The organism is Pseudomonas sp. GW823-FHT01D03 (genome assembly GCF_058798255.1).
Window position 1 is genome coordinate 814,009 of record NZ_JBXAKK010000001.1, and the last position, 15,763, is coordinate 829,771.

At 62.0% G+C, this 15,763-nt stretch carries 10 protein-coding genes; 4 read left to right on the plus strand and 6 right to left on the minus strand.

The window, feature by feature from the left end:
• Positions 1–102 precede the first annotated feature (102 nt).
• Positions 103–2,505, plus strand: coding sequence for an autotransporter family protein (locus AC1RBR_RS03525; protein ID WP_492563019.1), 2,403 nt, complete (start codon positions 103–105; stop codon positions 2,503–2,505).
• Between the two features lie 223 nt (positions 2,506–2,728).
• Here AC1RBR_RS03525 and AC1RBR_RS03530 read toward each other — a convergent pair whose 3' ends face one another.
• The 4 genes from AC1RBR_RS03530 to AC1RBR_RS03545 all read right to left on the minus strand — a co-directional run bounded on the left by AC1RBR_RS03530 (position 2,729) and on the right by AC1RBR_RS03545 (position 8,608).
• Positions 2,729–4,399, minus strand: coding sequence for a ShlB/FhaC/HecB family hemolysin secretion/activation protein (locus AC1RBR_RS03530; RefSeq protein WP_456018610.1), 1,671 nt, complete (start codon positions 4,397–4,399; stop codon positions 2,729–2,731).
• Between the two features lie 134 nt (positions 4,400–4,533).
• Positions 4,534–6,093 (minus strand): collagen-like triple helix repeat-containing protein, encoded by a 1,560-nt coding sequence (locus AC1RBR_RS03535; RefSeq protein WP_492563021.1) that lies wholly within the window; start codon positions 6,091–6,093, stop codon positions 4,534–4,536.
• Positions 6,094–6,398: 305 nt separating this feature from the next.
• Positions 6,399–7,253: a MaoC family dehydratase gene (locus AC1RBR_RS03540; protein WP_481396407.1), complete on the minus strand. Its 855-nt coding sequence runs from the start codon at positions 7,251–7,253 to the stop codon at positions 6,399–6,401.
• A gap of 2 nt (positions 7,254–7,255) precedes the next feature.
• Positions 7,256–8,608 carry a 3-oxoacyl-ACP reductase gene (locus AC1RBR_RS03545; protein ID WP_492563023.1) on the minus strand — a complete coding sequence of 451 codons (1,353 nt, stop codon included), beginning with the start codon at positions 8,606–8,608 and terminating at the stop codon, positions 7,256–7,258.
• A 284-nt stretch (positions 8,609–8,892) separates the two neighbouring features.
• Between AC1RBR_RS03545 and AC1RBR_RS03550 the strand changes: the two genes are divergently transcribed.
• The 3 genes from AC1RBR_RS03550 to AC1RBR_RS03560 all read left to right on the plus strand — a co-directional run bounded on the left by AC1RBR_RS03550 (position 8,893) and on the right by AC1RBR_RS03560 (position 12,824).
• On the plus strand, positions 8,893–10,170 hold the full coding sequence (locus AC1RBR_RS03550; RefSeq protein ID WP_095138217.1) for an acetyl-CoA C-acetyltransferase: 1,278 nt from the start codon (positions 8,893–8,895) through the stop codon (positions 10,168–10,170).
• Positions 10,171–10,494: 324 nt separating this feature from the next.
• A complete protein-coding gene (locus AC1RBR_RS03555; protein ID WP_003221347.1) occupies positions 10,495–11,391 on the plus strand; it encodes a PA4780 family RIO1-like protein kinase in 897 nt (298 codons plus the stop codon).
• 230 nt (positions 11,392–11,621) lie between these two features.
• Positions 11,622–12,824 carry an MFS transporter gene (locus AC1RBR_RS03560; RefSeq protein ID WP_492563025.1) on the plus strand — a complete coding sequence of 401 codons (1,203 nt, stop codon included), beginning with the start codon at positions 11,622–11,624 and terminating at the stop codon, positions 12,822–12,824.
• Here the strand turns inward: AC1RBR_RS03560 and cueR are convergent.
• Both cueR and AC1RBR_RS03570 read right to left on the minus strand, forming a co-directional pair.
• The gene (gene cueR / locus AC1RBR_RS03565) at positions 12,778–13,191 is read right to left on the minus strand and encodes a Cu(I)-responsive transcriptional regulator (protein ID WP_047600471.1); all 414 of its coding nucleotides are present in this window, start codon (positions 13,189–13,191) and stop codon (positions 12,778–12,780) included. The two genes, AC1RBR_RS03560 and cueR, sit on opposite strands and share 47 nt — an antisense overlap.
• Positions 13,188–15,581 (minus strand): heavy metal translocating P-type ATPase, encoded by a 2,394-nt coding sequence (locus AC1RBR_RS03570; protein ID WP_492563026.1) that lies wholly within the window; start codon positions 15,579–15,581, stop codon positions 13,188–13,190. The genes cueR and AC1RBR_RS03570 overlap by 4 nt, the downstream gene beginning before the upstream one ends.
• Between the last annotated feature and the right edge of the window lie 182 nt (positions 15,582–15,763).

Consider the following 15,763-nt stretch of genomic DNA (forward strand, 5'->3'; position numbering starts at 1 on the left):
CCCCGCGCCCGAACCAGGACGACCTGGCGGGACGGTAGGGATGCCTGAATCATGTAATGAACCCTGCTGAAACTGTTTCTCATGTTTTGAAGGGAATCTAGCGTGACTATCGTTTGCCTGCGCCGCTCTGTCCTGGCGCTTTCCATCTCCGCCGCCACTGTTTTGCACACCTCTATGGCTGTCGCCGCTGGCGCGAGCCTGAACCACGACCTGAGTGGCGGCCCGCTGACCAGTAATCTGCAGAACTGGGGGCTGATCACTCTGAGCGGTAACGGCAACATCGCGCCCGTTTCCCAGGTGAGTATGAACTACGGCGCACAACTCACTGGCGTGACGGCGGATCAACTGCGTAACACCGGCAATATCCGGATTGATGGTGCCAAGTTCGGAACCGGTATCAGTCTGTGGACCGCTGGAGTGGTGCCGAACAACATCGCCGGCGCGCTGATCAACGAAGGCTCTATTTCGGTTCATGGCCTGAGCGATGCAGGTACCTCCAGCGGTATTTCCGATATCGGCAGCACGCTGGGCAACTCATTCGTCAATAGCGGCAGCATCGATGTCAGCGGCGAGACCGCCAGTGGCCTGTTGCTGGTGCATACCAGCATGACCGGGCTGAGCAACCGAGGCACCATCAGCGCAAGCGGTACCGACGCATTGGGCGTATTGCTTGACGGCGCAACGCTGAGCCTGTCGGTCAACAACACAGGGACCATCCGTGCGACCGGCGCCAATGCCGAGGCATTGGTGTTCGAGGGGGTCAAGTTCAGCGGTCCGATTGGTGCCAATTCCACCGCGCTGTGGAACGGCGGAACCATCTCCGGTGAGGACATCGGTGTGCATGTCAGTGGCCAGGCCAATGGCGCCCTGCCTTTCGGCATTTATCAAATGAACGGGTTGATCGAGGGTGGCAAGGCGGCGATCCAGGTGGATGACGGCGCGAGCTATTTCTACTTCTATGGCGGCGCGGTGAAGGGTGATCTGCTCGGCCTGTCCGGGGTCAAGGTCGACGGTGACGCGATTTTCGATGGCTCGACCATCCGCTCCGGCTACGTCACCATCGAGGAGGGCACGCTGACCCTGATGAAACCGCACACCACCTTCATCGGCGACTTCGACATGGAAGAAGCCAACTCGGTACTGGAAATCTACCTGGGCAATGACACCAACCCGGCGCTGCCTGTGCTGAAAGTCACCGGCACCACCGATATCGCCCCGGGCGCGCAACTGCGTCTGCTGGCGCGCTCCAGTGATTTTCGCGTGAGCCCCGGTGGCACGCGTTACACCCTGATCAGCTCGGGGAATCTGGTCGGTGGCAACAACCTGACCGTGACCTCGACCTCCGCGCTGCTGGATGTGAAGAGTTTCGGTGTGGTCGGTAACGACATCACCAGCGTGGTGACGACCAAGTCGAGCGAGGTGCTGGCCGAGAACACCCTGGCAGTCGGCGGTAGTGATAACGCGGCGACGGCGGTCGGGCATGTGCCAGGACTGCTGGCACGCCTCGATGAACAGGATCCGGTGTTCCAGGCATTCGCCAACGCCAGCACCGATGCCGAACTGGCGCGCCTGAGTGAAGCCCTCAGCCCGGATGTCAGCCGTGGTGTACTGCACGCGGCGACCAACAGTCAGACGCTGGTCTCGGGCGTGATCAATGATCGCTCCAGTCGTGCACGCTCAGCCACCGGCGCCCCGGAAAAAGGCGTATGGCTGCAAGCCTTGAGCAGCGATGCCAATCAGGACGAGCGTCGCGGTGTGGCCGGTTATGACGCCGACAGCCACGGGATCGCGGTCGGTGCCGATGGTCAGTTGAATGCCGATACCACACTGGGTCTGGCCTACAGCTACCTCGATACCGATGTGAAATCCGATCTCGGCAACAAGACCAAAGTCACCGGGCATGCGCTGACGTTGTACAGCAACTGGGTGCATGACAACTGGTTCGTCGACTCGTCGCTGATGTACGGCTGGAACGACAACGAATCCAAACGTTATATCGCCGGCACTCAAGCCAAGGCTGATTACGACAGTGACGTATTCGGCGTGAGCGCTCTGGCCGGTTACAGCCTGCGGCTGATGCCTGATGTGGTGCTGGAACCCCAAGTCGGCGCGCGCTATGCCAATGTGGGCATGGATGCGTATCGCGAGAAGGGCAGCTCGGCGTCGCTGAATGTCGGCAGTCAGCGTTATGAAGTCGGTGAGATGGGCGTCGGTGCACGTCTGGCGGCGGCATTCGATGTCGGCAGCGGCAGCCTGGAACCGGAAGCGAAGCTGATGGCCTGGCATGACTTCATCGGTGACAAGGTCAGCACCACATCGGCATTCGTGCTGGGGGGCGAGTCTTCCGTCAGCCGCGGTACCACTCCGGTACGTGACAGCTATGAACTGGGCCTGGGCGCCAACTACCGTATGGGCGCCTGGAGCGTCGGCGGCTCCTACAACTATCTGACCTCCAGCGGTTTCGACGCCGACAGCTTCACCGCGAAGGTGCGTTACGCGTTCTGATCCGCATCGCGTAAAAATTGTGGGAGCGAGCTTGCTCGCGAAGGCTTAGTGTCAGTCGATAAAAATGCTGACTGATCCACCGCTTTCGCGAGCAAGCCCGCTCCCACAAGGATATGCGCTGCAATGTGAGAGCAAGCCCGCTCCCACAGGGATGTGCATTCCAATGTGGGAGCGGGCTTGCTCGCGAAAGCGGTCTGCCTGCTCAGTTGATTGATCTGACACCCTACAGTTGATAGCTGAAACTGATGCTGTAACGCGCCCGACGATTGAACGTATCCAGTGCTTCATCGGACATCGGCTTGGCAGCCTCCAATGCAATGTTGTAGTACTTGGCGTCGCCAAAGCGCAGCCCCACTGCTGCCGATGACAGGTCGCTGCTCTGCACCTGCAGCTTGTTGAACCAGGTTTTCGAACGGTCCAGCACCACATACGGTTGCAGGATGCGCACCCAGTTGCCGTCGCGATTGAAACTGTAGTTGACCTCGTAAGCCGCGCCCCAGCCTTTGTCGCCCGATGCCTGATCGTCAGGGTAACCACGGCCGAAATTCTGCCCGCCGAACACCGTACGCTCGCTGTCAGGCAGGGTGTCATCACTCCAGTACAGCGCGGCCGACAGCACGCCTTGCCAGTTGTCGAAGAACTTGTCGCTCTGCACGCCGGAAAGGCGCAGGCGCAGGAAGTTCAGGTCCAGCGCCGGGTTGTTGGAATGCGCGCCCATGCTGTCCAGACCTTGATACACGCCGCCGCTGAGAATCCGCAGCTGCCGCGCATCGCTCTTGCGCCAGTCACCTTCGAATGCGAGGGCACGCACGTTGGTGCGCTCTTCGATGCTGATCGGATAGCCGACCACGTCGTAGCGGTTCTTGTTATCCACTGCATACAGCCGCGCTCCCGCGTTAAGCAGCTCATTGGAGGCGGCAATAAACGGGTGGCTGATGCCGATGGAGTAACGATCGTCCTCCTTGTGCGGCTTGAGTTCGAAGCCGTCGCTGGTGAGCACATTGGTGCCCGGATCCGCGCGATAGCGTGAGGCAAACAGGCTCAGTTGCGTGCCTTCACTGTTGAGAAACTGGTTGTAGTCCACACGGTAGTAGCGCTCGTGATCGTCGCCCGGTGGAAACAGACCGCTCAGGGTCAGTTGCTCGCCCATCGCCGTTTGCGAATTACTGCTGACCCCCAGCAACGCCTGCGTACCGTTGCGGTTGTCTTCGGTGGTGCTCATGGTGCTGGTGAACGGTTTGCGGCTGGCCTGGGCCACCAGTGTTGTTGCACCGTCGGTGGTACCGGGCGGCGGCACTTGCGCCTGGATGGTCACCCCGGGGATGCGGGTCATCAGGGTGGTGTAGCGTTCGAAGGTCTTGCGGGTCAGCGGGCGTTCGGCCTGGATCTTGGCTGCCAGTTCGTCGAGCAGGCCTTTGACCCGGCCGACATCGCCCTGCACCTGCACATCGCGCACATAGCCTTCCACCAACACCACCCGGGCCACGCCATCGTCGAAACGCTGTTGCGGCAGGAAGGCATAGGACAGTAGATAGCCGTCCTTCTGGTAGCGCCGGGTGATGTCGCGTGTGGCTTCGATCAGGTCGGCGAGGCTGCTCTGGTGGCCGATCAGGGGTTTGTAGACTTCGGCCAGTTCGTTGAGCGGGTAGATCGTGCCGCCTTCGATCTGCACGGTTTTCAGGTTGATTTTGGTCTCCATCAACAGCGGCTGCGCCGTGGCCGCGCCGGGGTCGGGCACTTGCAGGGGCGTGGCGGCGGGGCGATAGGCATCCGCCGGCAGGTTCGGCACGGGCAGGTTACGCGTGGTTTCGTTGCTGTTGAGAAAGCTGGGCAGGGTGTCGGCGAGGGCGGCGGAACTGAGACTGAGGAACAGCAGGGATGCCATTACGCGCATAGGACACTCCATGGTCAGATCACAGCGCTGGGCTGAATTTTTCCTAAGAAAAAAGCGGAAGACTCGTGGGAATCTTCCGCCCTCAACCAAGCGTAGGCGCTGTAGGTGAGGCCGTCGAATCGGCCAGGTGCAATTTAGCGATTGTTACCTCCCAGGGCGCCGGTCAGACCACCGAGCACGCCGCCCAGACCTCCGGTTGCGGTGCCGCCGGTGCTGGTGCCACCGTTGAGCAGGCCACCGACCGCACCGACGGTAGCGCCGACGTTGTTGACCACTCCACCGACGGCGGTAGTGACGGGGTTGTTGGTGGCGGCAATGGTGTTGCCGATGCTGCTGACGGCTCCGCCAACCTGGCCGGTGAGACCGGCGACCGGCGCGCCCAGACCCGTTGCGGCGCCGACTTGTTGGGTAACGCTGGTGACCGCACTGGTGACCGGGTTAAGCCCGGCACCGACGGTGGCGCCGACCGTGGCCAGTGGCGAGGTGGTGGCGGTGATCGGCGTGCCCGAGCCACCGAGTACGGTGTTGAGCGAGGCGATGGTGTTGCCCAGTCCGCCAGCCGTGACGCCGCCGGCACTGACCACGCCGTTGGTGCTGCCGGCGTTCAGGCCGGAACCGACATTGACCACGGCGCCACCAACGGTTTGCAGCAGACCGGTACCGCCCAGGCCGCCACCCAGACCACCGCCGGTGCTGGTACCGTTATCCACCAGCCCGCCGGCTTTGCCGACGGCGGTGCCGACATTGGTCAAGGCGCCGCCAACAGTGTTGGTCAAGGCGTTGCCACTACCGGCACCGGTTACTTGACCACCCAGGCCTTTGACGGCACCGCCGACCTGGCCGATCACGCCATTGAGGGGAGCACCGAGGCCGGTCGCATCGCCTACTTTGTCGGTGGTGCTTTCAACCATCGCAATCACTGGCACCAGACCGTTGCCGACACTCTTGGTCACTGAACCGAGTGGGCCGGTGGTGGTAGCCAGGCTCAGGGTGTCGCCGAGCATGGTGACTTTCTCGCCGACGCCGTCGAGTACCGGGGCGACTTTGGTCACCACGCCGCCGACGACCGGAACGCTGCCGGTGGCGGTCGCCAGTTTGCCGCTCAGGTCCGAGACGCCGGTGCCGACATCTGAAACCACGCCGCCGACCGAGGCTGCGGTGACGCCCAGGCCATTGTCGACCGTGCCCAGTTTGCCGATGCCGTTGGCCACGCCATCACCCAAAGTGCTGACCACATTGCCAGCGGTGTTGGCCGCGCTTTGCACGACGCCACCGACCACCGGAACGGTGCTCAGCGAATCACCGATCTGACCGACGCCATCGCCGACACCGGCGACGGTGTTACCGACATCCTGCACCAGGGTGGTGGTCACCAGTGGTGTCGTGGTCGGGTTGGTCGGATTGGTTGGATTGGTTGGATCCGTAGGGTCTGTCGGATTGGTAGGATTGGTTGGGTTCGTCGGATTGGTCGGGTTGGTACCGCCAGTGCCACCGGTACCACCTGTGCCAGCGGTATCGGTGCCACCAGTACCGCCACTGCCACTAGTGTCGCCAGTGCCCGCCGCTGCGCCGTCTGGCGAAGAACTGCCAGAGCTGCTGTGATGGCCGCCACCGCCGCTGCTGCAGCCAGCCAGACCAAGAGAAAGGATCAATGCCAGAGCTGTTGCCGATTTGCACCACACTTGAGTTTTCATGATTGAGATTCCTTGCACCTGTAACAACATTCGTCGTTTTCGATGGCTCACCGATCTGTCGCCGGTGATGCCTCGTCCGTGGTGCCAATCTCGATCGCGCGGTGCTTTTCCACCATTCTCAAGTTGGTATTAACGCCTTTATATATAAGGCGCCGCGCCGTGCCTAAGCACTAATACCCAAGATATAGACGCATAAAAAAAGGCCTTGAAAATCAAGGCCTGGAGTTTTTCAGAGTGCGGCGCCAAGGCCGGAATAACTTAAGTGATATATACACAATTTACAGGCTTGCCTCCGGGGTACGGGGTCAGGCAACCGGTTGCCACTGACCGACCATGTGTTCCAGATCGCCGTTGCCGATCAGGCGCAACTCGCCGCTGGACCCCGGCGCACTCGCCAGCAATGAAACCTCACTGGGCAAGCGCACCGGTTTGCGAAAGTGCACGGCGATTTCAAGGTTGGCCTTGGGTAGATGATCCGCCAGTGCGGCGAGGGTTCGCGCCTTGTTCCACAACCCGTGAGCAATCGCCGTGGGGAAACCGAACAGTTTGGCGCTGGCAGCGCTCAGGTGAATCGGGTTGTAGTCACCCGAGACTTTGGCGTATTGCCGACCGATGTCGGCCGGGGCTTTCCATTGCGCCACTTGCGTCAACACCTGGGACGGTTCCCAGTGTTGCTCGACAGTTTCGCCGTCGAGTTTCACTCCGCGACAGAGCATCTGGCTTTCGGCTTCCCATAGCGGCCCGAGTTGATCATCCAGAGTGGTCAACACCTCGAAAGTCGCCCCTTTGGGATGTGGCTGCAGGTTGTGCACACGGACGCTGATTTGTGCACGGTTGATCCCGCCCATCGGCCGCAACACGCGAATGCGGTTGCTCAGGTGAATCAGCCCCAGCAACGGGAACGGAAACTCCTTGGCCGTGAGCAATTGCATCTGCAGGGCGAACGCGAGGATGTGTGGATAAGTCGGCGGCAGCAGACCGTCATCGGCAAAGCCGCAGACCTTGCGATAGGCCGCCAGTTTCTGCGGGTCGACATCGACCCAGCAACGCAAACCCGTTTCGGGCAGTCGGGTGCCGGTGATCTTGCGCCGCGTCGCGGCCCGCGTGTACAACCCGGGCAGGCTCGGTTCTCGGTCGAGGGTGTGCCATTCAATGCTCATGTCTACGCCCCCAGAACACTTTGGCCACAGACCCGCAGCGCCTGGCCGGTAAAAGCGCCGGTGCCCGGTTGCGCCAGCCACGCGACGGCTTCGGCGACGTCTTGCGGCAAACCGCCTTGGCCTAGCGAACTCATGCGCCGTCCGGCCTCACGCAGGCCGAACGGGATGTGCGCGGTCATCTGGGTTTCGATGAAGCCCGGAGCTACGGCGTTGATGCTGATACCGCGTTCGTGCAGCGTCGGCGCCCAGGCCTGAGCCAGGCCGATCAGTCCGGCCTTGCTCGCGGCGTAGTTGGTCTGTCCGCGATTGCCGGCGATGCCACTGATCGAGGCCAGCAGAATCACCCGCGCATTGTCGTGCAGGGTGCCACTGTCGAGCAGGGCCTTGGTCAGCACCTGCGGGGCATTGAGGTTGACCGCCAGCACCGCATCCCAGAATTCCGGGGTCATGTTGGCCAGGGTCTTGTCGCGGGTGATCCCGGCGTTGTGCACTAGAATGTCGAGGCCGTCCGGCAGCTGTTCGACCAGTTGCGCTGCGGCGTCGTCGGCGCAGATGTCGAGGGTGATCGCCCGGCCACCGAGGCGCGCGGCGAGGGCTTCCAGATCGGTCTTGGCCGGCGGCACATCGAGCAGAATCACCTCGGCGCCGTCGCGGGCCAGGGTTTCGGCGATTGATGCGCCGATCCCGCGTGCCGCGCCGGTGACCAGCGCCTTGCGTCCGGCCAATGGCCGGGTCCAGTCGCTGACGGGTGTAGTGCACGCGGTCAGGCGAATCACCTGTCCGGAGACAAAGGCACTTTTTGGTGAGAGGAAAAACCGCAACGGCCCCTCAAGCTGATCTTCGGCGCCCTCACCAACATAGATCAGTTGCAGCGTGCCGCCGCTGCGCAGCTCCTTGGCCAGTGAACGCGAAAAGCCTTCGAGTGCCCGTTGCGCGCTGGACGCAAACGGATCGCGCAGGGCCTCCGGGGCTCGGCCGAGAATCACCAGATGTGCGCTATGGTCGAGGTTTTTCATCAGTGGCTGGAAGAATTCGCGCAGCTGTTTGAGCTGGTCGGTGTGTTGCAGGTCGCTGGCATCGAACACCACGGCCTTGAGTTTCGGCCCGTGCCCGGGAATCCACGCGGTGGCCATTGAAGGTTCGGTGCCGTAGCTGTAGATCGCATCGGTCAGGCGGTTGGCGAACGCATTGACCCGTTCAGCCAGCGGCCCGCCACCGATCAGCAGCGCACCGTCTACCGGCCGCAGGCGTCCGGCCTGCCAGCGTTCCAGCCGCACCGGCGACGGCAGGCCCAAAGCCCCGACCAGACGGTGGCCGATGGATGAGTTGGCGAAGTCGATATAGCGGTCAGACATGGAACGCTCTCCAAAAGTTGGGGTTCAAAGTGTGGACTACCAACGGCAATCAATCGTTCGATCCACGCAATAAGGCCTACGCTAGAACAGCAGAGTAGTCGGCCGCTGATGGTTGTGTGGCCAAACACAAATTCAGTAACAACGCTGAACCTTGTAGGAGTGAGCCTGCTCGCGATAGGGATTTGTCAGATACAGACGTTTCGACTGACACGATGCCATCGCGAGCAGGCTCACTCCTACCAGGGGATTCCGGTGAATTCGACCATTTGGAAAAGGAGCTTTTCATGAGTCAGCTGCGCCGCGTCGCCATCATCGGTGGTAACCGTATTCCTTTCGCCCGTTCCAACGGGCCGTACGCCACTGCCAGCAATCAGGTGATGCTCACCGCTGCCCTTGAAGGCCTGATCGAACGTTACAACCTGCACGGTCTGCGCATCGGTGAAGTGGTGGCCGGTGCGGTGCTGAAATTTTCACGGGATATGAGTCTGACCCGCGAATGCGTGCTCGGCTCACGGCTGTCACCGGCCACCCCGGCCTATGACATCCAGCAAGCCTGCGGTACCGGGCTGGAAGCGGCGCTGTTGGTGGCGAACAAAATTGCCCTCGGCCAGATTGACTGCGGCATTGCCGGTGGTGTCGACACCACTTCGGACGCGCCGATCAGCGTCAGCGAAGGCCTGCGCAAAATTCTTCTGCAGGCCAACCGCGCCAAGACCACTGGCGACAAGCTGAAAACCTTTCTGCAACTGCGACCACGGCACCTGATCCCGGAACTCCCGGGCATCGGCGAGCCGCGCACCGGCCTGTCGATGGGGCAGCACTGTGAGCTGATGGCCCAGACCTGGAATATCCCTCGCGAAGAGCAGGATCAACTGGCGCTCGAAAGCCATCACAAACTCGCCGCCTCCTACAGCGAAGGCTGGCACAACGACCTGATGACACCGTTCCTCGGCCTGACCCGTGACAACAACCTGCGCCCGGACCTGACTCTGGAAAAACTCGCCACGCTAAAACCCGCTTTCGAAAAAAGCGCCAAGGGCACGCTGACGGCGGGCAACTCCACGCCGCTCACCGACGGGGCCGCAGTGGTGTTGCTGGCGAGTGAGGAATGGGCTAAGGAGCGTGGTCTGCCGATCCTCGCCTATCTGCGCGATGGCGAAGCGGCAGCGGTGGATTTCGTCAACGGCGCCGAAGGGTTGTTGATGGCGCCGGTGTATGCCGTGCCGCGCCTGTTGGCGCGCAACGGGCTGACCTTGCAGGACTTCGACTACTACGAAATTCACGAAGCATTCGCCGCGCAGGTGCTGTGCACGCTCAAGGCCTGGGAAGACCCGGAATATTGCAAGACGCGCTTGGGCTTGGACGCACCGCTGGGTTCGATCGACCGCAGCCGGTTGAATGTCAAAGGCAGCTCGCTGGCCGCGGGGCATCCGTTTGCCGCGACCGGCGGGCGGATTGTCGCCAACCTGGCGAAATTGCTGGATGCGGCAGGCAAGGGCAGGGGGCTGATCTCGATCTGTGCCGCTGGTGGCCAGGGTGTCACCGCGATCATCGAACGTTGAGCGCAATCCCCCTGTGGGAGCGGGCTTGCTCGCGAAGGTGCCGTGTCAGTTACTGTAATTTTGGCTGACATACCGCCTTCGCGAGCAAGCCCGCTCCCACAGGAGGGAAATGCATGCGATGTCAGATTCTGTCGCAAATGCCCTCGACGGCCGATAACTACAAGCAAGGCCGGCTCGGCTATGATCGGCAAAGCTCGATTATTTCGGCATAGTGTGTGCATCCACAGGGTTCACAGGTCGGCAACCCCTCCCCGTAGCGCGAGGATTGCCGTATAACGAGTGACATTCGCGTGTTTGGTAATAAAGGATCCACAATAAAAGCTGATGAAGACTCCAAAACGCATTGAACCCCTGATCGAAGACGGTCTGGTCGACGAAGTGCTGCGCCCACTCATGAGTGGTAAAGAAGCAGCTGTTTATGTGGTGCGCTGCGGTAACCAGTTACGTTGCGCGAAGGTTTACAAGGAGGCGAACAAACGCAGTTTCCGCCAGGCGGCCGAGTATCAGGAAGGCCGCAAGGTGCGTAACAGCCGGCAGGCCCGGGCGATGGCCAAGGGTTCGAAATTCGGTCGCAAAGAGACCGAAGACGCTTGGCAGAACGCCGAAGTCGCGGCGCTGTTCCGTCTGGCCGGTGCCGGTGTGCGAGTGCCCAAGCCATACGATTTTCTCGATGGCGTGCTGCTGATGGAGCTGGTGGCCGATGAGTACGGCGATGCCGCGCCGCGTCTGAACGACGTGGTGCTGGAGCCGGATCAGGCCCGTGAATATCACGCGTTCCTGATCTCGCAGATCGTGCTGATGTTGTGTACCGGTCTGGTGCACGGTGACCTCTCGGAGTTCAACGTGCTGCTGACCCCGACCGGCCCGGTGATCATCGACCTGCCGCAGGCGGTGGATGCGGCGGGCAACAACCATGCGTTCAGCATGCTCGAGCGCGATGTGGGCAACATGGCTTCGTACTTCGGGCGCTTTGCCCCGGAGCTGAAACAGACCCGCTACGCGAAAGAAATGTGGGCGCTGTACGAAGCCGGCACCTTGCACCCCAACAGCGTGCTGACCGGCGAGTTCGACGATCCGGAAGATCTGGCCGACGTTGGCGGTGTATTGCGCGAGATTGAAGCGGCGCGGCTCGACGAAGAGCGCAAGCAGGCGATCCGTGCGGCGGATGACGAGCCCAAAGGCAAGTCCGACGAACCGCCTCCGCCACCGTGGATGCAGTAAGCGCTTGAACAGAAACCCGGCTTCGGCCGGGTTTTTTGTGCCTGCCGCATTTCCAGAACCACCGCAGATCCCCTGTGGGAGCGGGCTTGCTCGCGAAGGGGCCGTATCAGCCGCCATCCTTGTTGGCTGACACACTGCCTTCGCGGGCAAGCCCGCTCCCACAGGGATTTGTGGTGTTCTTGAAATGTGTGTGGGAATCTTGTCAGCCCTCGCACACTCAAGGATTGAATGTGAACGCCCGCCTCATCATCACCGCCCGGCTGATCTCCGATTTCGGCGCCTTCCTCAACATGGTCGCGCTGGCGACTTACGTTTACCTGCTGAGCAACAGCGCCATGAGCGTCGGGATCTTTCTCGCCAGCCGGGTTGGCGGGGGGATCTTTGCCAGTCTGATCGGTACGCGTTTCTACCGGCGCTGGTATGGCCGGATGCCGCTGATTGCCTTCGATCTGCTGCGCGCGGCGCTGCTCGGTCTGCTGTTGATCCTGCCGGTGAGCCAGCAGGCGTTGCTGTTGCCGGTGATTGCCTTCGGTTTGGGCTTTGGCAACTCGATGTTCGCCATCGGCCTCAACAGCCAATTGCCGAGACTGATCGACCCGGCGCGGCTACTCAAAACCAATGCCTGGATCACCTCGGCGTCCTCGGCGGCGATGGTTGGCGGCAGTCTGGTCTCCGGTTTGCTGGTGGCGGCCTTCGGTTTCGAAACGGTATTCGCGCTCAACGCATTGACCTACTTGCTGGCGGCGTTATTGATTACGCCGTTGCGCTTCGCCGCTGCAGACGTCAGCGAACAATCGGCCAGCGAGCGCGGCGAATGGTCCGCCCTGAAACAAGGCCTGCGCAGTGCTCCGGTGGTTGCCGCGATGCTCGCCGTGACCATGGCCGATACCTTGGGCAGCGCCGCGCACAACGTCGGCTTTCCGATCATTTCCAAATTGCTCACACCCGATTCGGCCAGTACCACGCTGGGCCTGATGCTGGCGGTGTGGGCCAGCGGCAAACTGCTCGGCGCACGGATTGCCAGTCGCCTCAAAGGCACGGATAACCGTGATCTGGAGCGACGGTATTTCTTCGGTGTGGCGTTGATGTCCTGCGGCTTTATCCTGATGTTTCAGCAGCACAGCCTTTTCGGGCTGCTGCTGTTTTCCCTGCCCGCGGGGTTGGGTGACGGCGTTTCCGAAGTCGGCCTGATGTCGCGCCTGCAACGTGAACCGGAGCATTTGCGTCTGCCGATTTTCAGTTTCCTGACCTTGCTGCAAATGACCGGGTTCGGCGTCGGCATGCTGATTGCCGCGCCGTTTTACGGCTGGTGGACACCGGGTGCCGTGGTCATGCTGTTCCACGGCATCCCGCTCTGCACCTTGTTGGCCGTGAAGTTGCTGGCGCTCAAGCGCGGGCGGGTTGCGCGCAGCAGCCCGACGCCAGTTCCTTGAGGATCGGACAGTCGGGGCGATGGTCGCCATTACAGTGCTCGACCAGATCCTGCAGGGTGTCGCGCAATTCGCCGAGTTCGCGGATCTTCTGATTCAGCTCGTCGATGTGCTGACGGGCCAGCGCTTTCACATCGGCACTGGCGCGCTGGCGATCCTGCCACAGGGTCAGCAGCTTGCCGACTTCCTCCAGGGAAAACCCCAGATCCCGCGAACGCTTGATGAACGCCAGGGTGTGCAGATCATCGTCGCTGTAGATCCGGTAGCCGCTGTCAGTACGATGGGCAGCCTTGAGCAGGCCGATCGACTCGTAATAGCGGATCATCTTCGCGCTCAGGCCACTGTGCCGGGCCGCTTGGCCGATGTTCATCGGTGCTCCTCCAGATCCTTCGGTTTCCAGGTTTTCAACAGTAGCGCATTGCTCACCACGCTGACGCTCGACAGCGCCATCGCCGCACCGGCCAGCACCGGATTGAGGAAGCCGAACGCCGCCAGCGGAATGCCGATCAGGTTGTAGACGAAGGCCCAGAACAGGTTCTGGCGGATCTTCGCGTAGGTCTTGCGGCTGATTTCCAGTGCTGCCGGCACCAGCCGTGGATCGCCGCGCATTAGAGTGATGCCAGCCGCGTGCATGGCCACATCGGTGCCGCCGCCCATGGCGATGCCGATATCGGCAGCGGCCAGTGCGGGGGCGTCGTTGATGCCGTCGCCGACCATCGCCACCACGCCGGTCTTCTTCAGTTCGGCGACGGTCGCGGCTTTGTCGGCGGGGAGCACTTCGGCGTGGACATTGCTGATACCCAGAGCCTCGGCGACCACTTTTGCGCTGCCACGGTTGTCGCCAGTCAGCAGATGGCTGTGGATACCTCGGGCGGCCAGTTGCTGCACGGCTTGCAGTGCGCCGGGCTTGAGCGTGTCGCCGAAGGCGAACAAGCCGAGTACACGCGGTTCCGGGCTTTGCTCGATCAGCCACGACAGGGTTCGGCCTTGGCTTTCCCAAGCCTTGGCGAACTCGGCGAGATTGCCCGCGCTCAGGCCACTTTCCTCCAGCAAGCGCCGATTGCCCAGCGCCAGGCGCCGACCATCAAGCGTGCCAGCGATACCGCGTCCGGTCAGGGACTGACTGTCGCTGACATCCGGCACCGGCAGACTGCGCTCGGCAGCAGCGTCCAGCACGGCTTTGGCCAGCGGATGCTCGCTGCCGCGTTGCAGGGCGCCGGCCAGTGTCAGCAGGGTATTTTCATCGCCATCCAGCGCACTGAAATGGGCGATACGCGGGGTGCCGGAAGTCAGCGTGCCGGTCTTGTCGAAGACCACGTTGTCGACTTCATGGGCACGTTCCAGCGCTTCGGCATCCTTGATCAGAATCCCGTGACGCGCAGCCACGCCGGTGCCGGCCATGATTGCCGTCGGGGTAGCGAGGCCCAGGGCACACGGACAGGCGATCACCAGCACGGCGACGGCGTTGATCAACGCGGTTTCCATGGGTGCGCCATACAGCCACCAACCGATCAGGGTGCCGAGGGCGATCAGCAACACGGTGGGCACGAACACTTGGCTGACTTTATCCACCAGTTTCTGGATCGGCGCTTTCGCTGCCTGAGCGTCCTCGACCAGACGGATGATCCGCGCCAGCACGCTTTCTGCACCGAGGGCGGTGGTGCGCACCAGCAGCCGACCTTCACCGTTGATCGCACCGCCGGTGACTTTGTCGCCCGGCTGTTTTGGTACTGGCAGGCTTTCGCCGCTGATCAGCGCTTCGTCGGCGTGGCTCTGGCCTTCAAGCACTTCGCCGTCTACCGGGAAACGTTCACCGGGTTTGACCAAGACCTGATCGTTCAGACGCAGGGCGCTGATCGCCACGTTCTGCTCGCGACCGTCGATGACCTGAATCGCCCGTTCCGGGCGCAAGGCTTCGAGGGCGCGGATGGCGCTGGCGGTCTGACGCTTGGCGCGGCTTTCCAGATATTTGCCGAGCAGCACCAGGGCGATCACCACGGCTGAAGCTTCGAAATACAGATGCGGCATGCGCCCGGCGGCGGTGGCCCATTCGTACAGGCTCAAGCCATAACCGGCGCTGGTGCCGAGGGCCACCAGCAAGTCCATGTTACCGGCGCCGGCGCGCACGGCTTTCCACGCGGCCACGTAGAAACGTGCTCCGAAAATGAATTGCACCGGGGTGGCGAGGGCGAATTGCGCCCAGGCCGGAAGCATCCAGTGAATGCCGAACGGTTGCAGCAGCATTGGCAACACCAGCGGCAAGGCCAGGGCGATGGCGCAGATCAGCGCCCGGCGCTCATGTTGCAGGCGCTGTTGCTGTTTATCGGTGGCGGGGTGTTCGGCTTGCCAGACGCTGGCCGAGTAGCCGGCCTTGCTCACAGCATCGAGCAGCGACTGAATATCGACCTGACCGAGCCATTCGAGGTGCGCGCGTTCGTTGGCGAGGTTGACGCTGACGCTCTTCACCCCGGGGACCTTGTTCAGGGCGCGCTCGACGCGACCGACGCACGAGGCGCACGTCATGCCGTCGATGCTCAGTTCCACAGTCTGCTGCGGCACGCTGTAACCGGCGCGTTCAACCGCCTCCATCAACGCCGGCAAGCTGTCGCCGGGCGCCTGGACGCGGGCCTGTTCAGTGGCGAGATTGACGCTGACGGCACTGGCGCCGCTGACTTTGCGCAACGCCCGCTCGACACGTCCGGCGCAACTGGCGCAGGTCATGCCGGCAATCGGCAGATCGAAGGTGATGGAATCGGACATCGGTCTTACTCCCTGTAGAAGATGTCTACAAGGATCAACCTTGCCACGCGGGCAAGGTCAAGCGCCAATATTTGCCTGATCACAGATCAAAATGTGGGAGCGGGCTTGCTCGCGAAAGCGGTGTATCAGTCGGTATAAACGCTGAATGACACCCCGCATTCGCGAGCAAGCCCGCTCCCACA